Consider the following 19763-nt stretch of genomic DNA (forward strand, 5'->3'; position numbering starts at 1 on the left):
AAACCGCGGTTATGGTTTTTTTATCCACAAATTTGCAGAACATTATTGTAAAAATGTTCCTGAGTTCATACTCCGTTCATATTTCCTTGTTAGCGTATATCTCAAGCTATCGCAAGGGGACGCGGAGACGTTAAGGAGGAGGAAGAGACACACATTATGAATTCGTTGATTCGATTTTCAATGAAGAATGTGGCTGCGGTGTTCATTATCGTAGCAATGCTGTTCGGGGGAGGTATCTATGCGTCGACGGGCTTGAAAATAGACAACATGCCAGACGTTTCCATCCCGTATGTATTGGTGACTGCACAATATGCAGCACCCCCTCAGGACGTAGTGGAACAGGTTACGAAACCGATTGAGAAGAAGCTCTCCGGCATGGAAAGAATCAAGTCGATATCTTCCACATCCAGTGACCAAACAGCGTCCATTCTTATCAGGTTTGAAGAAGGGGTGGATACTGATCGGAAGAAGGCGGATATAGAAAGCTTGATCCAAGAAATAGCGTTCCCATCGGGTGTAGAACGACCGCGTGTATCCACATTTGGGGTAGCCTCCATCCCTTCCTACTATTTAGCGGTATATGGGAAAGAGGGGGTAACGCAATCTCAATTAGAGGAGCATTTCACCAAGACGATTAAGCCGGGATTTCAAGCATTACGAGGCTTGGATCATATGGACGTGATCGGTGATCGAAGTACACATCTGAGTATAGGACTCCTTCCAGATAGGCTTCGATCCTATGGGTTAACGCCTGCTCAGGTATCAGAAGCCGTCCGCAACGCTTTGGCATCAGGTCCGGCAGGAACAGTGGAATTGGAGGGGAATACGCTGCTTGCCCGCATGAACAACGGATTAACTAGTGTCAAGCAACTAGAGGAAATTGCTGTGCAATCTCCTCAGGGGGATACGATCCGATTGACGGAGCTCGGGAAGATCACTGAGATCTCGGAATCCAAGTTCATCGCGAGGCTGGATGATCAGCCGGCTATCGGTATTTTGCTATATAAGGCGAACGGAGCTAACGCGGTTGAATTCTCTACAGGTGCCGATCGTTTGATGAGCAAGTGGGAATCAGAACTTGCAGGTGTAACCTTCAAGAAGGTCTACAATTATGCTGACGAAGTGAAGCAATCCATTGGCGGGCTTGTCCGGGAGGGATTAGTTGGTGCACTGCTTGCCTCTCTCATGATTCTGGTTTTTCTGAGAAATATGCGAATGACCTTAATCGTGCTCATATCCATTCCACTCTCCGTGCTTATTGCCCTATTGCTGATGAAATGGATGGATATCTCCCTTAATATTATGACGCTCGGCGGCATGTTTATTGCGATAGGCCGTGTGGTCGACGACAGTATTGTCGTCATTGAGAATATATATGCCAAGCTGTATCGGGCTGAGGAACGGAATGAATCCGTTATCGCGCTGGCGACGAAGGAAGTAGCCAATGCAATTACGTCATCTACGTTAACAACAGTGGGCGTATTTGCACCGATCGGCATGATCAGTGGAGCAGCGGGGCAGCTGTTCCGTCCTTTCGCAATTACATTGGCCTGTGCTTTGATGGCATCACTGCTCGTGGCCCTGACTGTTATCCCGATGCTGGCGAAGCTGCTCGTACTGAAGCAGGCTAATGTGAAGGGACATGATGCTGGAGAGCACAAGCCATCCAGAATTACGACCGGCTATCGCAAGCTCTTAGTGTGGTCCCTCAATCATCGGATCAAGACATTGTTCATCTCAATTCTGTTGTTTATCGTCACAATGGTTGCGCTTGTCCCACAGCTTGCCTTTACCTTAATGCCAGAAGGGACACCGCCGCGTCAGTTCTTCTTCACCATTAAGCTTCCTTATGAGAATTCCTTGAAGGCGACAGATAATGTGATGAAGGAGATGGAAGCGGAGCTTCGCGCTGCTAAAGACGCACAGAATAAGCCGCTGTTCACGTTCATTGAGACGCTGGTCGGGTACGCAGGCGATCCGAATGCGATGCCATACATGGCCCAAATCTATACGGAAGTAAATGAAGAGGCTAATGTGGAGCAAGTAAGACGTGAATATAAAGCCAAGCTGGAAGCATATATTCCCGCTGGATCGGAGCTGGATACACGGACATTGACAGGGGACACCAGTGCAGCGCCGGATTTTGTATATGTGTTGTCTGGTGAAGATGCAGTTCAGCTAAGAGAGGCAGCGGCAATTATCAAGCAAGAAATGATCAAATTCCCTGAGTTGTCGGAGATCAAAGATTCGTTAAGCGAAGCTTCCTCTGAAGTGGTGATCGATGTCGATCTGCGGAAAGCGAGACAATTCGGACTAACACCTGCTATCGTCCAGGGCACACTGCAGACGTGGCTGTTCCAAGATAAGATTGGCGAGTATCGGTACCAAGAAGGTCTGTTGTCCACGGTAGTAGAGACGGAGAAGGGGTTGAGTGGTGATCTGAGCGCGGTTGGGCAGATTCAACTGAGAACACCGACTCAGGAAACCATTTCAGTTGCGGATATCGCTACGATTAAACGAGTGAAGTCCCCAGCTTCCATTAAGCGAGACAATCAGAAACAGGTCATCAATGTTACGGCGAAATTAAATGGACAGAACAAAGGCGGCATTAGTGCACAAGTAGCAGCCTCCTTAGATCTGATCCAGCTGCCAGACGGGGTTGGACGATCCGTGTCGGGCATAAGTGCAGATATTGGAGACAGCTTTGGACAGTTATTCATAGCAATGGCTGCGGCAGTGTTTGTCGTGTACTTGATTATGGTACTTACGTTCGGCAATGCGACTGCTCCATTTGCAATTATGTTTTCCCTGCCGTTTGCAGCTATAGGCGGTGTGCTTGGTTTGATTGTTACGAATGAATCGATTAATATTACCTCCTTAATCGGTTTCATGATGTTGATCGGCATTGTAGTGACGAATGCCATTGTGTATATCGATAAGGCGCAGCAGCTGCGAGAAGCCGGACAGGATGTAAGGAGTGCGTTGATAGAAGCGGGTATATCCCGTTTGCGGCCTATCATCATGACGGCAGGAGCAACCATTATGGCGCTGCTTCCACTTGCATTTGGATTCGGCCACGGTACGCTTATATCCCGCGGATTGGCGGTTGTTGTAATTGGCGGCTTGACGGTATCCACATTATTAACGCTTGTGGTTGTTCCAATTATGTATGATATGATAGCTCGGCGTAAAAGAAACAAGAACCAGTTTCTTGATCAACAAGGGAATGGAGCAGCGCCGCTAACAGAAGGGAAGGAGACCTCATCATGAATCAATCCCATTTACGAAGCATGAAAATACTGCTTATGTTGATGCTTGCGGGAGCGGCTGTGGGAGTGGCTGGGTGCTCTGCGTCGGATCAAGTGAATGGTCCCGAAGCGACAAGCGAACAACATTCGCAATCTACAGTTGCAGAGGTTAAGACGACCGTTGTGACCAAACAGATCATGGGGGCCGCACCTGAGATCGTCGCTGATATTGCGCCGTCAGTGACGATAGACATCGTAGCTAAGGGTAGCGGAGAAATTGTGGCAGTGGAGAAGAAGCGCGGAGATCGTGTGAAGCGCGGAGAAGTGATCGCTCGGACGGATGTGTCGCGTATTCTTTCTCAAAAGCAGCGAGCAGAGCAGGCGTTGCAGAATGCCAATAAACTGCTGGAAACTTCACATGAGACGAAACGTGTGAACAATTCGGAAACGCGAATGTCCATAACGAAGATGGAAGAGCAAATCGAAGAGCAAACAAAGGCGTTGAATAAGCTTAAAAACGGCTATGATGAAGGCACTGTAGAAAAAGCTTCTGTAGAACAGTCTGAGCTGCAACTTAAAAATACAAAGTTTGATTTGCAAGTGTTGAAAATGAAGCTGGATACAGCGGAAAGACTTGCAGAGGATGTAGGTGCAGAGGATCAAATCTCGGCAGCAGAGTTTCAATTGAAAGAGGCGCAATTTGCGATTGCAGAAGCTGAAATCAAGGCTCCTACCGATGGCGTCTTGACAGAATGGACTGTGCTTGCTGGAATGAATGTGGCTCCAGGCACGAAGATCGGACGCGTTGCCAATGTCCACACCGTTCGCGTACAGGGGAAAGTGACCGAAGACATGCTTTCTCTGCTTCATGGTAAGAAGAAGTTGCCTTTCTATGTGTCTGGCAAGCCAGAAAAAAAGTATGAGGGCTCTATTACCTATTTATCCGCAGTTATGGATATGGACACACGTACGTATGCTGTGGAGCTGTTAGTGGATAATGCCAAGCTTGAATTAAAGGCGGGGATGAAGGTTCAGGTCATTCTTGCTGGGGAGAATGAACGCAAGGTTCCTGTCGTACCAGCAACTGCTGTCGTACGTGAACAAGGCTCTGCATTTGTGTTCATCTATCAAAATGGTACGGCGATTAAGCGCTCTGTCACACTTGGCACATTGGAGGATGCGATATATCCGGTAATTGAAGGATTGCAGGATGGAGAATCCATTATTATCTCAGGCCAGCACCAACTGAAGGACAAACAACAGGTGCGGCTTGCGAAGTAGAGGAGTTGACAAGATTTGAAACAGAAAACAATTCAGGTCGTGGCTTTTGCCGCTCTATGCGGAATAATCATTGGGACTCTTCCGACAGAGGCGCTCGCTGCTGCCACAGATGGGAGCAAGTCAGCTAATACTGCTAATCAAACTACGCATCCTGCCAGCGCAGCGAAAGCGAAGCCAGTTCAGAAGCAGATACCGAAGGCTCAGGACTACTGGAAGAATAGGTTTGGATTACAGATTGACCTAACCAATGTGATTAATAGCGTAACGGACAAAGGGAAACAAGTTGCTGCCACCATGAAAATCAAAAATAATTCTAGCAAAAAGCTCCGTCTTCCTGATTATGAATTATATGTACTGATGGATAACAAAAAGGAATATGCGATGATATCTAGCGAGAACAGTGCTCGTGTTCTGTCTCAGGGCGAAGTGGTGGAGTGGAGGTTAATGAGTCATGTCGTCGAAGATGACATGGCGGCTCCTGTACGATTTATTTGGAAGGAAGTTAATCGGGAGGTATATCCGAAAAAGGAAACAGTCGTTGCGGTAATGGATGTCGTGCAGCCAGCATGGGAAAATGACTATACTCCAATTACCGATCCCGCCTTGATTAAGGAATGGGGGCAATCCTTCCAACTGCAAGCATTGTCGGATTCATCAATGCTTACGTATACGCCTGTAAGCATCATGAAGAGTTCAGGCAAGCCAGCGCAAGTGGCCGAGCGGTTCAAACAAAAGCTGGAGACGGTTCATGTGGTCACTTTCCGTGTCGTAAACAGGAACAATATACGCGAGAATGTCCCAGACATCAAATTGACGGCATGGTCGAACAACGATCTGTATCAGTCTACAAAACTGGGCAAGGCTCCTGAATCGCTCATGCCGGGTGAGGGCGCAACGCTGCGATACGCTGTAGAGACAGGTGCGAATACGGTGCTGACAGGATTGAAGCTATTAACCTCGGAATCGTTCCTGCCTCCTGGGGCGGCCGATCCGACCAAGGCTGCAACCTATCAAGTAGGGCGATTATATATTAACATTCCGAATCGAGGAACGAGTCAGGTTGTACCGACCGATTATAAGCTGCGGGATAAGCTGAATTTCAGCGATAGTACGGATTTATTTCCAGAGGGCTTGAATGTCTCAATGGAAGAAGAGACGCTGTTAGAGAACAAGGAAGCAGGATTCAGAGCACTTCTTCTCCGTTTCAAATTCGAGAATAAGAGCAGTTCCTCAATCACGATCCCATCCTATCAATTCGAACTGGAAGATAAGGATGGATCTCGATTTGGAGGGGAACGACTTGGTGCCAAGACGGATAAGAAATCACTGCTTCCAAGCGCTGCTGTAGTTGAATCTCACATGTTCGTGATCCCTGATGGCTCGAAGGAACCGGAGTTACTGCTGCATGTTGTCGACAACCGAGAAGAACAAACCTATCCTTTCATTGTGGATACGTTCCGTTTCAAGACGAGTTACGATAATACTGGAGACTTGCTGTTTGATATGTATCCATTCCAATTGAAAATTAATGATTGGGGCGGAAGCTGGTTGCGGGGCGGAGCTGACATGGTTCAATCGTCTTCGTATGCCTTAAGACTGAAACTAAATATTATTCGGGCGAAGCAGGTAATGAGTGAGCCGAACTTATCGAAAATCAAACTGGAGCTAACCGATCATAGCGGACGGATGCTTGGATCCAAGCTGTTCTCACTTGTTGAGGAGCCACTCTTGAGGGAAGGAGAACAGAACATCATTTTTGAGAACATTGATATGCTTGGCTTGAGTTATCCTGTCACGGTCAGCTTCTATGAAATGCTTGATACGCCATATGGACCGGTAAAGCGGTTCCTGGGTAGAGTGATAAGAAGTTAATTTTGACCAGAGATTAACTACTATGATAGGAGAGGGTTAGAGAATTATATTTTCTCTAACCCACTTTTCTTATCGTTACAGATCGAGTCAAGGCAACATCCATTCCTTTAACCCCCGAACTTGTCCACGTCTACGAATGCGAAATACAACCCTATTCACCAAATCGTTTTAAACTTTCTAGGAAATCACCAACAGACAGCTCGCTTATTTGATTAAGCAGGTTATCCATTTGGGTTTTCTTGCGAAGAGAGCCAACCAGCAATACCTCAACGGCTTGATCGCGATCGACAAGAACAGATTGAACCTGCAGAGAATTGGTTAATAATGCAGCAATAACTGCAATTTGGTCAATGCTTAGTTTAGGGCAGTTGGCTTTTTTCTTATTATTATTTTTAGAGTTTCCGTTTCCATTTCCACTTGATTTTTTATTATTATTTTTTGAAAAGGACACAGCCACTCACCCTCTTATCAGATTACTCTCCAATTGTCTCTGCTGGAGCTGCCCCCGTTCCTTGAATGATCCCAAACGCATAGGCAACGAACAGAACTATGACCACAATGAGAAGTATCAGTCGTTTATTTTCATCTTCATCGGCCATGCTCATTCTCCTTGGTAACACGGTATTTTATCATGATTATTGTAATCAGGATGAGGGGGAAAGGTTCCAACAGTCCGGCCTAATCTGGCAGTAAATCATCCAAAATACTGGCTTACAAAAATGTAATGTGGCAAATACAGTGTATTTCGTTGACTTTTGATCGTCTAATCGATAAAGTTACGAATGCGACTACAGTGATAAAGAGGGTTACAGATGAACGCGTATCTATTTCCAATTAAATTTGCTTTTCTTACGTTCCCGATAGCAGCATTACTCTTGACGCTTCCTTTTTTAATCGTGCAATATCGCAAATACGGGTATGTCAATAAGGTTCGCGCTTTGGTGCTTTATTCCATGCTGCTCTATTTCATTTCTGCTTATTACTTGGTGATATTGCCGCTGCCGCAAAATGTGCACAATTGTGTGGATCGGGCAGGTGCAGTATTTGAGCAGCTGCGCCCATTCCAATTCGTTCGCGATATTATGAAGGAGTCTAGTGTTGAATGGTCGCATCCAACGACCTATGTGCAGCTGCTGAAGGAAAGAGCCTTTTTCCAGGCAGCATTCAATGTGGTGCTGACTCTGCCGATTGGCGTATATATGCGCTACTATTTTCAACGATCGTTCTTGCAGACGACGGTTATTGCATTTTTAGTCTCTTTATTTTTTGAGATTACGCAACGAACAGGCTTGTACGGGTTCTACGATTGTCCATATCGGTTGTTCGATGTGGATGACTTGATATTGAATACACTAGGGGGCTGCATCGGATTTTTGCTGGCACCAGTATTCACATACTTACTGCCTCGTTCACACCAGCTCGATGATAATGTAGATCTGGCCAAGAAGCCTGTTGGATTCATTCGCAGAGGAATCGCGGTGTGGCTGGATATGACATTGCTATCGATTATCATGGGTTGCATATACATTGTATACCGTACGATTGCATATGGAGACAACTATAGCAATTTCCAGCTGAGTGAATTCAATTTCTTGTATTTGGCAGCAGGTATTTTCGTTTACTTTATACTCATACCAACGTTTACGGATGGGAAAACCTTCGGCAAATGGGTAACACGTATCCACTTGGTTCAGGACGATGCAGAGGATTCCCTTTGCAGAATTACATTTGTCGGTTTGCTGAAGCGATACGGTCTATTGTATTTCGGTGTGGGTGGCATCAATTACGTACTTGGATACGTATTGAAGTTCAACGAGGCTATGGATTCGCTGGTTATGATATTGGTAGTGATTGCGTGGCTTGGTTTCAACGGTTTACTCTTCCTGCACCTCATGCTGCATCTTTTCAAGAAAGATAAGCGTCTATTTTACGAAAAAATAAGCCGAACTCGTAATGTGATTACCATCCCAGAACGAATGAGGCGAGAGATGGCAGATGAACATTATGCTCCTTCTACGCAGGATGAATCAGTTGGTAATGAGCCTGAAATCACTTCTATACCAAACTACGATGACATCCTGAACAAAGAGCTGGTTGTTGATGACGTGACAACCTCAGTACCATCCAGACATGAAGTGCATTCAGATGAGACACCTGAAAATCAGGTTATGCAGGCTCCGCAGGCAACAGGGTCAGCACGTTCGAACAATGCTCGCGACTTGGTTGATCAAGAGCTGGCTCGTCTGAAGGAGAAGCTGGCGAAGAAAGAAGAATAACTACAAATAATAAGGGCCTCTAATCATCACAACATTTGTGATCATAGAGGCCCTTCTTCTTGGAATTTCGTTCATTTAAATCGGGATGCGAGAGTAAATTGGTAATAAATGCAGTACGAAACAATATCATTTGACCAGAAGGTCTACTCCTAATGCGCCAGCAACACTTATCTAGGCTTACTCTTTGCCTTCTACTGAGCCATCCGCACTAGGACGGAAGGATTGTGGCTTGGGGCTTTTTTTTGCACGGAAACGTGCCGCTACGTAGTTGCGCTTGCGGTCGCGATAAAATATCCATCCCCCTATGAAACCCACGCCAATAATGAACAGAAGCAGACCAGCGGTGAAGGGCAGCCATTGGAATGCGGGAGCAGACAGCTTATCATTGCCATGGTCGACCACATAATCGAACACAGCATTTTTCATAAGCAGAAATCCGCTTGTCGCGGTTACCCCTGGAATAACCAGAAGCAGAACCGCAATAAATCGAGTGATAACATGTGTTTGCTTCATTATGATCTTCACCTGCTCACGTCATGTAAGTTAGCTTCATATTACCTTGATTGCGCATACTTGTCTAATGTTTCCTCTCCTTAAGAACCAATAGGATGACAGTTGTCATGTTTGCTGCGCAAAGAAAAGAGAGTACAATAGAACCATTGGAAATGAACGCGAAAGGAGAGTTGCTTGCATGACAAAACAAGTAGATGTTGCGATTCTGGGTGGAGGAACTGGAGGTTATATCGCTGCAATTGCAGCAGCCCAGGCTGGCAAGTCAGTCGCTGTCATTGAGCGTGAGAAGCTGGGGGGAACATGCTTGCATCGAGGATGCATCCCAAGCAAGGCTCTGCTTCGGAGTGCTGAAATATACCGTCAGGCAGGAGAAGCCGCATCCTTCGGCATCGAGATTGAGGGACGGAAGCTGCGCTTTGATCGGGTTCAGGCTCGCAAGCAGAAGGTTGTAGATCAGCTTCATAAAGGTGTGCAATTTCTGATGAAGAAGCACAAAATTGAAGTCATTCATGGAGTGGGACGGATTATGGGTCCTTCCATCTTTTCACCGAGAAGCGGCTCAGTCGCGGTAGAATGTGAAGAGGGAGAAGCGATCACAATCGTGCCGAACCATGTCATCATTGCAACAGGATCACGTCCGCGCATTTTGCCGGGACTTCCAGTAGATCACCCATCTGTTGTTACGACTGATGAGGCGCTGGAATGGACAGAGCTGCCGAAGCGAGTGGCGATTCTAGGGGGCGGAGTCATTGGGGTAGAATGGGCTTCCATGCTGACAGACTTCGGTGTTGAAGTGAATGTCATTGAGTCTGCTGCTCATCTTGTTCCACAGGAAGATAAGGACGTCTCAACCGAACTTCAGCGTCAATTGGCGAAGCGTGGTGCGCGAATACATACACAAGCAATTGTTGAACCGGAGAAGGTTCAGATAGATCCGGACACAGGAGAAGTGAAGCTCGAGATTGTCTCGAACGGACAAGCGATGGACATAAATGCAGACAAGCTGCTCGTATGTATTGGAAGGCAGGCCAATATCGAGAACATTGGGCTGGAAAATGCGGGCATTGAATTCGGCAATGGTCGAATTATCGTTAACGAATTTATGCAAACAAATGAGTCTCATATATATGCGATTGGCGATGTTGTTGGGGGATTACAGCTTGCTCATGCAGCATCTGCAGAAGGAATACTTGCAGTTCGCCACATATGTGGCGAGGCAGATTCGGGGATCGATTCCCACCGTATACCTCGCTGCATCTATACAGCGCCAGAAACGGCATCCATCGGTTGGACGGAGAAGGAAGCAGTTGAAGCGGGATATTCGATTAAGACGAGCAAAGTTCCGTTTCAAGCAATAGGCAAGGCAATTGTACAGGGTGATACGACAGGATTCGTGAAAATAATTGCAAATGCGGATACCAATGATTTACTTGGGGTTCACATTGTCGGGCCTCATGCTACGGAACTGATAGGCGAGGCAGCAGTTGCACAATGGCTTGATGCAACACCATGGGAAGTAGGCGAAGTTATTCATCCGCATCCTTCATTAAGCGAGATTATGGGCGAGGCAATGCTTGCTGTTGATGGTCATGCGTTGAATCTATAAGGGGATGAGAATAGTCTGACGTTTTCTTTTGGGAATGTTCAGAGTATAATAGTTTTTAGACTCTAGTCTTAGTACCTGGTATTAGATTACTGACCACTGTTCATTGACTTGTGTGCAGGATAGCTATGAAGCTTCTCTGTACAAGGGTCGAAGAACGATTTTTGCGATAATAAAGGAGGATGACTCCATGACACCAGATATGACGACTCGTCAGCAGACGAGACATGAAGAGCTTGGCCTAACCCATAAGCAGGCACAGGAAATGTACCGCATGATGCTTCTTGCACGCATGTACGATGAACGTGCGCTGCTGCTGCAGCGTGCCGGTAAAATCAACTTTCACGTATCAGGCATAGGCCAAGAAGCAGCGCAAATTGGCGCGGCTTTTGCGCTCGATCATCAGAAAGATTACTTCCTGCCTTATTACCGAGATTATGGATTTGTCATGTCGGTTGGTATGACTGTACGTGAACTAATGCTCGCCTTGTTCGGCAAAGCGGGCGATCCGAACAGCGGTGGGCGCCAAATGCCAGGTCATTTCGGCTGCAAGCGGCTGCGTATCGTAACCGGCTCTAGTCCGGTAACGACACAGGTTCCACATGCGGTAGGCATAGCTCTGGCAGCGAAGATGCGCAATGAAGATTCTGTATCATTTGTGACGCTTGGAGAAGGTTCCAGCAACCAGGGAGATTTCCATGAGGGCTGCAACTTCGCAGGAGTTCATAAGCTGCCAACCATCATTATGGTAGAGAACAATCAATATGCCATCTCTGTTCCGATTGCGAAGCAAATTGCAGGTCGCGTATGTGATCGGGCTTTGGGTTATGGCTTCCCAGGGGTTCAGGTTGATGGCTGTGATGTGTTAGAAGTGTATCGGGTTATGAAGGAAGCGCGTGAACGTGCTGTCCGAGGTGAGGGGCCTACGTTGGTAGAAGCAGTCATGTATCGCTTGTCTCCCCATTCAACTGCGGATAATGACATGGTATATCGTACGAAGGAAGAAGTGGAGGAGCACCGGAATAAGGATGGTCTTCCTCGATTCAAGGCCTATCTGATTGAATGCGGCATCTGGTCTGAAGATGAAGATGCAGCTCTGCGCACTGAACTGAAAGCTGTGCTCGATGACGCAACCGCATATGGTGAACAGGCGCCGTTCCCGCAAGGGGAAGAAGCACTGAAGCATGTCTACGCGGAGGAGGGTCAGGGAACATGGCAGTAATAGAGTATATTGACGCAATTCGACTTGCAATGAAGGAAGAGATGGAACGAGACAGCAATGTATTCGTGCTCGGTGAGGATGTCGGGGTCAAAGGTGGCGTCTTCACAACAACCAAGGGGCTGTATGAACAATTTGGCGAAGCTAGATCGTTAGATACCCCGCTTGCAGAGTCGGCCATTGCCGGCGTTGCAATTGGAGCTGCAATGGTAGGAATGAAGCCAATTGCTGAGATGCAGTATTCAGACTTCATGTTCCCAGCAACGAACCAAATCATTAGTGAGGCCGCTAAGATTAGATATCGTTCAAACAATGACTGGACCTGTCCACTTGTGATACGCGCCCCAATTGGCGGTGGTGTTGCAGGGGGGTTGTACCATTCACAATGCCCGGAATCTGTATTCTTCGGGACACCAGGTCTAAAGATAGTTGCTCCTGCAACGGCATATGATGCCAAGGGCCTGCTGAAGGCGGCAGTTCGTGATCCTGATCCGGTTATCTTCTTCGAGAATAAGAAGTGCTACCGAATGATCTTGGGAGAGGTTCCAGTTGAGGACTACGTAGTACCGATTGGTGAAGCGAAAGTGGTTCGTGAAGGAACGGATATAACAGTTATTGCTTACAGTTTGCCAGTCCATTATGCATTGCAAGCTGCGGAAGAATTGGCGAAGGAAGGCATCAGCGCACATGTACTGGACTTGCGTACGATTCAACCGCTTGATCGAACAGCGATACTTGAAGCTGTCTCGAAGACCGGCAAAGTGCTGATTATTCATGAGGACAACAAGACTGGCGGCGTCGGGGCAGAGGTAGCGGCAATCATTGCAGAAGAGCTGCTCTATGATCTCGATGCGCCGATTCAACGTCTGTGCGGACCGGATGTGCCTGCAATGCCTTATAGTCCTCCGATGGAGAAATTCTTCATGCTGAATAAGGACAAAGTGAAGGAAGCGATGCGCCAATTGGCGATCTTCTAATCGAATGGCAGACGGTATGAAGGAGGAGAGAGACATGGCACAGCTTATGACGGAACTTCTCCTTCGACCGTACAGAACGGGAGTGTGAAAACGATGTCTTCAAATCAGGGAACAGAAGTATTGATGCCGCAGTTGGCAGAATCCCTTGTACAGGCGACTATCGGCAAATGGCTGAAACGTCCAGGGGAGACCTTTGATGCGTATGAACCGATTTGTGAAGTGATTACAGATAAGGTCGTAGCTGAATTGCCGGCAACAGAAGCAGGCATTATGCAAGAAATTGTGGCGCATGAAGGCGAAACCGTTGCGGTAGGCACGGTGATCTGCCGTGTTCAGTCACAAGCTGCTGCATCTGTGCCATCGTCAGCTGCAGGTGCCTCTGAGCAGAATCAGGGCCATTCAGCGGATGCTTCAGTAAATCAAACGGGGCAGGATATGCGCAATCGGTATTCACCCGCCGTGCAGCGACTTGCGCAGGAGCACGGAATTGATTTGCAGCGAGTGGCTGGTTCTGGATTGGGCGGCCGCATTACACGCAAAGATGTAATGGCTGCAATTGAAGCTGGTGGAGAAACCGTAGTAACACCATCAAGTGCTGCTACAGCTGGCAATGCACCAGCCTCATCGACTGGTATAGAAATAGCTGGTGGAGCAAGTGCAGCCCCGCAACCAAGTGCGGTGCAGCATGCAAGCGGGCATGTGCGCAACACCGGACTTCATCTTACAGAAACGCCGCGCATTCCTTCGATTGAAATAGAAGGAAGAACACAAGCTGGCAATGGAGAGACCTTCATTGACGTCACACCGATTCGGCATACTATCGCAACGCGTATGCGCCAGAGCGTCTCTGAAATTCCGCATGCTTGGACGACAATTGAAGTCGACGTTACGAATCTTGTACAGCTTCGCAACAAGATTAAGGATGAATTCAAGCGCAAGGAAGGCATTAACCTGACTTATTTGGCATTCGTGCTGAAGGCGATCGTCAATGCGATCAAGGATTATCCGATTATGAACTCGGTGTGGGCTGTCGATAAGATTATCGTGAAGCGCGACATAAACTTGTCTTTGGCTGTAGGTACAGAAGATTCTGTATTAACGCCTGTCATTAAGAAGGCTGATCAGAAGAACATTGCAGGGTTGGCACGAGAGATTGATGAGCTGGCACGGAAGACAAGAGAGGGAACTTTGTCTCCGAATGATATGCAGGGTGGGACATTTACCGTGAATAATACGGGGTCGTTCGGCTCCATCCTGTCTTATCCGATCATTAATTATCCGCAGGCTGCCATTCTTACCTTTGAATCGATCGTGAAGAAGCCTGTTGTGATTAATGACATGATTGCCGTCCGCTCGATGGCGAATATGTGTCTGTCGTTGGATCACCGGATATTAGATGGCGTAATTTGCGGTAGATTTTTACAACGCGTGAAAGAAAATCTCGAAAGCTTCTCATTGGACACGAAAGTGTATTAAAATAGAATTAGCACGAATCGACGGAAGAAAGCGTGATGACAATGAATAATGAATGGAACAAAGCGGATAAGGCTCTTCGTGTAACCCATATGGGGCGTGTCGATTATGGCGCAGCATGGGATATGCAGAAGGAACTCGTTCACGCCATTGATGGTGGTACGAGAGAAGATACGCTGCTGCTATTGGAGCACCCTCCTACGTATACAATCGGTTCACAGCGCCACCCGGAGCATTTGCTGCTAAGCAAGGAAGAACTGGAGAGACAAGGAATTGCACTGTACGAGATTGATCGTGGCGGGGATATTACATATCACGGTCCAGGACAGCTGGTTGGTTATCCGTTAGTGCTATTGGATGGGCCACAGCTTGATCTTCACGGGTATTTGCGATCATTGGAAGAAGCGATTATTCAATTTCTTGCGACATTCGGTGTAATCGGAAGCCGCAAGCCAGAGTATACCGGTGTGTGGGTTGGCAATGTTAAGATAGCTGCGATAGGTGTGAAATTCAATAAATGCAGACGCCGTCGTGGCTTCGTAACCAGCCATGGCTTTGCACTCAATGTGAAGAGCGGCATCCAGCATGAAGGGTTCTCAGGCATTATTCCGTGTGGAATTAGCGAGTATGGGGTAACATCACTGGAGGATTGCACAGGTCAAACCTTCACAGTGGAGCAAGTAGGCCAATTGCTGCTGCCTCATCTTATTCATGTTTTCGGATTCGAAGCGGCCAAGCTTGACACTTCGCTGTTGGTTTAGGAGGCCGCAATAAGTTCAAGCCATGCGATTGCTCGCATGGCTTGTCCCGTAGCTGCTCTGCTTATGTGGTTGCAAGATGAGATGCAGCTAGGTACCCCTAGCATGGATCAGCTTGAAGCACTAGCCATATATAAATGGCTCGACAATCACAAGCACGGTGGATGCGAGCATCGCGGCGAGCATGACATATATAATGATTTTAAACCATCGTTTGGATTGCATAAGAACAGAGAACTCCTTTCATCAATAAGATCATGAGTTATTCTCTATTGTACCTTAAATAAACGTTTGGAGGAAAGAGATATGGTTCAACAGGAAAGACTTGTAAAGCACTTTATGGAATTGGTTCAAATTGATAGTGAGACGAAAAACGAACGTGCGATCTGTGATGCGTTGAAACAGCAGTTCGAGGCACTTGGCCTCCAAGTAACGGAAGATGATACAATGTCTGCAACGGGACATGGAGCAGGAAACCTGATTGTGAACTGGCCAGCAACAGAAGGTCAAGAGAGCGCAAAGCGTTTGTTCTTCACCTCCCATATGGATACTGTTACACCGGGCAATGGCATTAAGCCGCAGCTTGGCGAAGATGGATATATCCGCAGTGACGGTACGACGATTCTTGGATCAGACGACAAGGCAGGCCTTGCTGCTATGTTCGAAGCGATCCGACTCATTCAAGAATCGAATACACCACACGGTTCGATCCAGTTTATCATTACAGTAGGTGAGGAATCCGGCCTTGTAGGTGCTCGTGCAATGGACAGCAGCCACTTGCAGGCTGACTTCGGTTATGCGCTGGACTCAAATGGTGAGATTGGAGCAATTGCAGTTGCGGCTCCTACGCAAGCGAAAATTACAATGGAAGTGTTCGGTAAGTCCGCGCATGCAGGTGTGAATCCGGAAGATGGCATCAGTGCAATTCAAGTTGCCAGCAAAGCGATCTCCCGTATGCCGCTTGGACGTGTTGACCACGAAACGACTGCGAACATCGGCAAATTCGAAGGCGGTGGAGCGACGAACATTGTATGCGACTATGTGAAGCTGCATGCGGAAGCACGCAGTATCGTACAGCATAAGGTTGAAGCTCAAGTGAAGGCAATGAAGGAAGCGCTCGAGAGTGCTGCAGAGGAATGTGGAGCAAGAGCCGAGTTCCACAGTGACATCGTGTACCCTGCATTCCAATTCACAGAGAAAGATGAAGTTGTGCAGCTCGCTAAGCGTGCTATTGAGAGTATTGGCGCAACGACGCGCTTGTTCCATTCAGGCGGCGGCAGTGATGCAAATATCTTCAACGGCATGGGTGTACCTACGGTTAACTTGGCAGTAGGATACTTGGACATCCATACGACGAAGGAGCGTATTCACGTATCCGACCTGGTGAAGACGAGTGAATTGGTAGTCGCGATTATTCAACAAGCTGCACAAGTATAATGCACGCAATAAACATGCAGCTTGCTTCTGAATGATTATTGCAGGAAATGAATGAAATGATTATCATACTCAGCAGTTGTGCTGCATAGGAGAAGCCCTTGTTCGATACCATTCATGAACAAGGGCTTAATTGTTTTGAAACGGTTCGATTGTGCATAAGATGCAGGGGGATTAAGCATGGTAAGGACAGAACAGCGGAAGCCGCCAAGAGGTAAGCTATTTGCTCGATAATTTGCGAGTGGCGGGTTGGTTGTCCAATATCTGAGACAGTGGAGTGTTTCCACCATGGCGCATCATGAGACGACGCAGTTCGACGATTACTTCTTGCTTCTTGCCTACTAACAGCATTTCCTGTGCTTGATATATGCGTTGCATCCATTCATCACTCCCGGATCGAATCGGACAAGCCGTAATGATATAATGGGTATGTTCAGCGGAACGGAAATATGTACATAAAGGAGCACGAATATATGAATGAGCAACGAGGTTCTGAACGGGCAAGCAATCCCTTAGAAGAAGTTACAATAGAGACGAAGCCTATTTTTGATGGGAAGATCATTAAGCTTCAGGTAGATACGGTTACGCTTCCTAACGGTTCGACTGCAACAAGGGAAATTGTCCGTCATCCAGGGGCTGTTGCGGTATTAGCGATCAAAGAGGATAAAATGCTTGTTGTTGAACAGTATCGCAAGCCTCTTGGGCGCAATCAGGTTGAGATTCCAGCAGGCAAGCTTGATCCGGGTGAAGAGCCAATCGTAGCTGCAATGCGTGAGCTTGCGGAGGAGACAGGCTATCGTACAGATCATCTCATTCCATTAGGCTCATTCTATACATCGCCTGGTTTTGCGGATGAAATCATTCATTTGTACGCAGCAGATCAATTGATAGCCGGCGAAGCACATACGGACGAAGATGAATTTTTGGAAGTAGATGCGATGACGCTAGAGGAAGCATTTGCTGCGATGCGCGCAGGGCGAATTAGCGATGCGAAGACTATCAATGCGATGTATGCATGGCAAATTTACAAACTAACAGGAAAGTGGCCGGTATAACCGAATGGAGAATGCAGCAAGAAGTGGACAGCATGAAGAGTTGCATACCATGTATGGTGACTTCCATATTCATATAGGCAGTACCTCGGAAGGACAGCCTGTGAAAATCAGCGCGAGCCGCAACTTGACCTTCGAGGCAATAGCACATGAAGCTTCCGAACACAAAGGGGTTCATCTGATTGGCATCATTGATGCGCATGCGCCGGGTGTACTGCGGGATATCGCAACGCTTCTTGATAAAGGCGAGATGGAGGAACTTCAGGATGGCGGTATCCGGTATAAGAACACCACGATATTTCTAGGAACCGAGCTCGAAATTCGTGAAGAAGGATATGGCATTGCACATGTGCTGTGTTATTTGCCGAATATCCATGCAATGGAACGATTCTCGAATTGGCTATCCCCTCATGTCACCAACATGAGTTTATCGTCCCAGCGTGTGTACTTGCCAGGGCGAGCACTGCAGGAAGAAACTGCGGCATATGGCGGATTGTTCGTTCCTGCGCATGTGTTCACACCTTTTAAAAGTATATATGGGAACTGTGCTGACAGAATGGCAGATGTGCTCGATCTGGAGATTATAGATGCTGTGGAGTTGGGCTTAAGTGCTGATACGGAAATGGCGGGATGTATCTCTGAGTTGGATCGATTTACATTGCTGACGAATTCAGATGCACATTCACTAAGTAAAATTGCAAGGGAGTACAATGCACTTGTCATGGCTTCACCAACATTCAAGGAGTGGGCAATGGCCTTGCGTAGGGAAGCTGGACGCGGGGTTACAGCCAATTATGGTCTTAATCCGCGGCTTGGTAAATATCATCGCACTTCTTGTGCGAAATGTGGCCACGTTATAGACAGTACTGCTTCCGTAGAAATCACAGATACCCACGCGAATCAGGTACAGCCAAGATGTCCAGAATGTGGTTCAACGAAGTTCATCAGTGGTGTATCTGAGCGGATACGTTCTATCGCAGATCGCGAACAATCGGAGATTCCAGCTTATCGCCCACCATATTGCATGCAGATTCCGCTTGAATTCATCCCTGGTGTAGGGAAGCGAACGCTTGCCAAGCTGCTGGAGCATTTCGGAACGGAGATGAACGTACTGCACCATGCAACGGAGGAGGAACTCAAGCAAGTGGTTGGACAAGCTACAGCAGAACTTATTGTGCTCGCTAGGAGCGGACAGCTGTCTCTACAAAGCGGCGGCGGAGGCACATACGGCAAAGTAATTACAGGAGAATAGTTCGAATCATAAAGGGACGAGCATGAGCATAAGCTGGATGGACGAGATATTCGTCGCTTCAACTTATTCGAAAGGGGCATCATCCATGAAGCCTATTGCTCACTCTTTTCGCTCTCAGCTCCATTTATATATTTTCGTGTCCGTTCTCTTCCTCGTCGGCGTTGTATTTGGTTCCTTGCTCGTGAATGCACTGACATTGGAACAACAGCAGGATATCGGGAACCATGTGAGTCAGTTTGTGTCCACAATGGGACAAGAGTCTGCTGCTTCTAATCAGGTGGGGAATAGTGGAGAGACGTTTTTGAACTCGACGATGTTCTACGTCAAATGGATTGCATTAATTGCATTGCTTGGCATATCTATAATCGGATTTCCGCTTGTGCTTGCACTTGTATTTGCGAAGGGTGTGTTTATCGGATTCTCGGTGGGGACACTCATCAGTCAGTATGCATGGAAAGGCGTATTATTCGCATTAGTATCAGTCGCCCCGCATAATATTATTGCGATTCCTTTTCTGATGATTGCAAGCGTTGCGTCTATGGTATTTGCCATGCATATTCTGAAAAATCGATTGTTCGTTCCTAGGATGCAATCCTTGCGTGAGCCTCTGCAGCGCTTCATGACACTGCAATCTGTATCCTTAGTAGGAATGGCAGGAGTTGCAGCTGTTGCAACTTGGGTGTCACCTCTTCTAATGAGATGGGTTGTGCCAATATTGACAACGTGATCAGGAATAGACAACACCAAGAATATTGACTTTGTGCAATTCATTTGACACTGCTTGCGTTCTCCCCCTATAATATAT

At 47.2% G+C, this 19763-nt stretch carries 17 protein-coding genes and 1 pseudogene; 13 read left to right on the forward strand and 5 right to left on the reverse strand.

Annotated elements, in window-relative coordinates; genetic code table 11:
* Positions 1 to 156 precede the first annotated feature (156 nt).
* From PBN151_RS04740 to PBN151_RS04750, 3 genes are read left to right on the forward strand one after another with little or no spacing between them, the layout of a single operon-like run.
* Positions 157 to 3270, forward strand: a complete 3114-nt coding sequence (locus PBN151_RS04740; RefSeq protein ID WP_072727903.1) for an efflux RND transporter permease subunit — start codon at positions 157 to 159, stop codon at positions 3268 to 3270.
* On the forward strand, positions 3267 to 4529 hold the full coding sequence (locus tag PBN151_RS04745) for an efflux RND transporter periplasmic adaptor subunit (protein WP_072727904.1): 1263 nt from the start codon (positions 3267 to 3269) through the stop codon (positions 4527 to 4529). The genes PBN151_RS04740 and PBN151_RS04745 overlap by 4 nt, the downstream gene beginning before the upstream one ends.
* Positions 4530 to 4544: 15 nt before the next feature.
* Positions 4545 to 6401 (forward strand): DUF4352 domain-containing protein, encoded by a 1857-nt coding sequence (locus PBN151_RS04750; RefSeq protein ID WP_072727905.1) that lies wholly within the window; start codon positions 4545 to 4547, stop codon positions 6399 to 6401.
* A 151-nt stretch (positions 6402 to 6552) separates the two neighbouring features.
* Here PBN151_RS04750 and PBN151_RS04755 read toward each other — a convergent pair whose 3' ends face one another.
* Together PBN151_RS04755 and PBN151_RS32240 are read right to left on the reverse strand one after the other, a co-directional pair.
* A complete protein-coding gene (locus PBN151_RS04755) occupies positions 6553 to 6852 on the reverse strand; it encodes a hypothetical protein (protein ID WP_021252961.1) in 300 nt (99 codons plus the stop codon).
* A gap of 22 nt (positions 6853 to 6874) precedes the next feature.
* The gene (locus PBN151_RS32240; RefSeq protein WP_265332074.1) at positions 6875 to 7000 is read right to left on the reverse strand and encodes a hypothetical protein; all 126 of its coding nucleotides are present in this window, start codon (positions 6998 to 7000) and stop codon (positions 6875 to 6877) included.
* A gap of 213 nt (positions 7001 to 7213) precedes the next feature.
* On the opposite strand from PBN151_RS32240, the pseudogene PBN151_RS04760 reads away from it, so the two are divergent.
* Positions 7214 to 8368, forward strand: a pseudogene (locus PBN151_RS04760) (VanZ family protein); the annotation flags it as partial.
* Positions 8369 to 8854: 486 nt separating this feature from the next.
* Here the strand turns inward: PBN151_RS04760 and PBN151_RS04765 are convergent.
* Positions 8855 to 9190 carry a DUF2627 domain-containing protein gene (locus PBN151_RS04765; protein ID WP_072727907.1) on the reverse strand — a complete coding sequence of 112 codons (336 nt, stop codon included), beginning with the start codon at positions 9188 to 9190 and terminating at the stop codon, positions 8855 to 8857.
* 178 nt (positions 9191 to 9368) lie between these two features.
* Between PBN151_RS04765 and lpdA the strand changes: the two genes are divergently transcribed.
* From lpdA to lipB, 5 genes are all read left to right on the forward strand, one after another.
* Positions 9369 to 10796, forward strand: a complete 1428-nt coding sequence (gene lpdA, locus PBN151_RS04770) for a dihydrolipoyl dehydrogenase (protein WP_072727908.1) — start codon at positions 9369 to 9371, stop codon at positions 10794 to 10796.
* Between the two features lie 187 nt (positions 10797 to 10983).
* The gene (locus PBN151_RS04775; RefSeq protein WP_072727909.1) at positions 10984 to 12015 is read left to right on the forward strand and encodes a thiamine pyrophosphate-dependent dehydrogenase E1 component subunit alpha; all 1032 of its coding nucleotides are present in this window, start codon (positions 10984 to 10986) and stop codon (positions 12013 to 12015) included.
* Entirely contained in the window at positions 12006 to 12989 is a 984-nt protein-coding gene (locus PBN151_RS04780; protein WP_072727910.1) for an alpha-ketoacid dehydrogenase subunit beta, read from the forward strand. The genes PBN151_RS04775 and PBN151_RS04780 overlap by 10 nt, the downstream gene beginning before the upstream one ends.
* A 93-nt stretch (positions 12990 to 13082) precedes the next feature.
* Positions 13083 to 14465: a dihydrolipoamide acetyltransferase family protein gene (locus tag PBN151_RS04785; protein ID WP_072727911.1), complete on the forward strand. Its 1383-nt coding sequence runs from the start codon at positions 13083 to 13085 to the stop codon at positions 14463 to 14465.
* A 41-nt stretch (positions 14466 to 14506) separates the two neighbouring features.
* Entirely contained in the window at positions 14507 to 15223 is a 717-nt protein-coding gene (gene lipB / locus PBN151_RS04790) for a lipoyl(octanoyl) transferase LipB (protein ID WP_036590568.1), read from the forward strand.
* 120 nt (positions 15224 to 15343) lie between these two features.
* Here lipB and prli42 read toward each other — a convergent pair whose 3' ends face one another.
* Positions 15344 to 15445, reverse strand: coding sequence for a stressosome-associated protein Prli42 (prli42, locus tag PBN151_RS30615; RefSeq protein WP_005546772.1), 102 nt, complete (start codon positions 15443 to 15445; stop codon positions 15344 to 15346).
* An 81-nt stretch (positions 15446 to 15526) separates the two neighbouring features.
* Here prli42 and PBN151_RS04795 point away from each other — a divergent pair, with 81 nt between their 5' ends.
* On the forward strand, positions 15527 to 16657 hold the full coding sequence (locus PBN151_RS04795; RefSeq protein ID WP_072727912.1) for a M20/M25/M40 family metallo-hydrolase: 1131 nt from the start codon (positions 15527 to 15529) through the stop codon (positions 16655 to 16657).
* A 216-nt stretch (positions 16658 to 16873) separates the two neighbouring features.
* On the opposite strand, the gene PBN151_RS30995 is transcribed toward PBN151_RS04795, so the two are convergent.
* Positions 16874 to 17032 carry a hypothetical protein gene (locus tag PBN151_RS30995; protein ID WP_174810645.1) on the reverse strand — a complete coding sequence of 53 codons (159 nt, stop codon included), beginning with the start codon at positions 17030 to 17032 and terminating at the stop codon, positions 16874 to 16876.
* A gap of 95 nt (positions 17033 to 17127) precedes the next feature.
* On the opposite strand from PBN151_RS30995, the gene PBN151_RS04800 reads away from it, so the two are divergent.
* The 3 genes from PBN151_RS04800 to spoIIM all read left to right on the forward strand — a co-directional run bounded on the left by PBN151_RS04800 (position 17128) and on the right by spoIIM (position 19685).
* Complete coding sequence (locus PBN151_RS04800; protein WP_065290815.1) at positions 17128 to 17709, forward strand: NUDIX domain-containing protein; 582 nt, start codon at positions 17128 to 17130, stop codon at positions 17707 to 17709.
* Positions 17710 to 17713: 4 nt separating this feature from the next.
* Positions 17714 to 18958 (forward strand): endonuclease Q family protein, encoded by a 1245-nt coding sequence (locus tag PBN151_RS04805; protein WP_072727913.1) that lies wholly within the window; start codon positions 17714 to 17716, stop codon positions 18956 to 18958.
* Positions 18959 to 19043: 85 nt separating this feature from the next.
* On the forward strand, positions 19044 to 19685 hold the full coding sequence (gene spoIIM / locus PBN151_RS04810; protein ID WP_072728491.1) for a stage II sporulation protein M: 642 nt from the start codon (positions 19044 to 19046) through the stop codon (positions 19683 to 19685).
* Positions 19686 to 19763 lie beyond the last annotated feature (78 nt).

Origin of the sequence: Paenibacillus sp. NAIST15-1 (genome assembly GCF_001894745.1) — a bacterium.
In the GTDB taxonomy this organism is placed as follows: Bacteria; Bacillota; Bacilli; order Paenibacillales; family Paenibacillaceae; genus Paenibacillus_B; species Paenibacillus_B suaedae.

What these genes read in the sequence shown, in the direction of transcription:
- PBN151_RS04775 (WP_072727909.1), top strand. Translation starts at nt 10,984, where the DNA reads ATGACACCAGATATGACGACTCGTCAGCAGACGAGACATGAAGAGCTT.
- lpdA (WP_072727908.1), top strand. Translation starts at nt 9,369, where the DNA reads ATGACAAAACAAGTAGATGTTGCGATTCTGGGTGGAGGAACTGGAGGT.
- PBN151_RS04765 (WP_072727907.1), bottom strand. Translation starts at nt 9,190, where the DNA reads ATGAAGCAAACACATGTTATCACTCGATTTATTGCGGTTCTGCTTCTG.
- PBN151_RS04745 (WP_072727904.1), top strand. Translation starts at nt 3,267, where the DNA reads ATGAATCAATCCCATTTACGAAGCATGAAAATACTGCTTATGTTGATG.
- PBN151_RS04740 (WP_072727903.1), top strand. Translation starts at nt 157, where the DNA reads ATGAATTCGTTGATTCGATTTTCAATGAAGAATGTGGCTGCGGTGTTC.
- lipB (WP_036590568.1), top strand. Translation starts at nt 14,507, where the DNA reads ATGAATAATGAATGGAACAAAGCGGATAAGGCTCTTCGTGTAACCCAT.
- PBN151_RS04780 (WP_072727910.1), top strand. Translation starts at nt 12,006, where the DNA reads ATGGCAGTAATAGAGTATATTGACGCAATTCGACTTGCAATGAAGGAA.
- prli42 (WP_005546772.1), bottom strand. Translation starts at nt 15,445, where the DNA reads ATGCAATCCAAACGATGGTTTAAAATCATTATATATGTCATGCTCGCC.
- PBN151_RS04795 (WP_072727912.1), top strand. Translation starts at nt 15,527, where the DNA reads ATGGTTCAACAGGAAAGACTTGTAAAGCACTTTATGGAATTGGTTCAA.
- spoIIM (WP_072728491.1), top strand. Translation starts at nt 19,044, where the DNA reads ATGAAGCCTATTGCTCACTCTTTTCGCTCTCAGCTCCATTTATATATT.
- PBN151_RS04805 (WP_072727913.1), top strand. Translation starts at nt 17,714, where the DNA reads ATGGAGAATGCAGCAAGAAGTGGACAGCATGAAGAGTTGCATACCATG.
- PBN151_RS04785 (WP_072727911.1), top strand. Translation starts at nt 13,083, where the DNA reads ATGTCTTCAAATCAGGGAACAGAAGTATTGATGCCGCAGTTGGCAGAA.
- PBN151_RS32240 (WP_265332074.1), bottom strand. Translation starts at nt 7,000, where the DNA reads ATGGCCGATGAAGATGAAAATAAACGACTGATACTTCTCATTGTGGTC.
- PBN151_RS04800 (WP_065290815.1), top strand. Translation starts at nt 17,128, where the DNA reads ATGAATGAGCAACGAGGTTCTGAACGGGCAAGCAATCCCTTAGAAGAA.
- PBN151_RS30995 (WP_174810645.1), bottom strand. Translation starts at nt 17,032, where the DNA reads ATGCAACGCATATATCAAGCACAGGAAATGCTGTTAGTAGGCAAGAAG.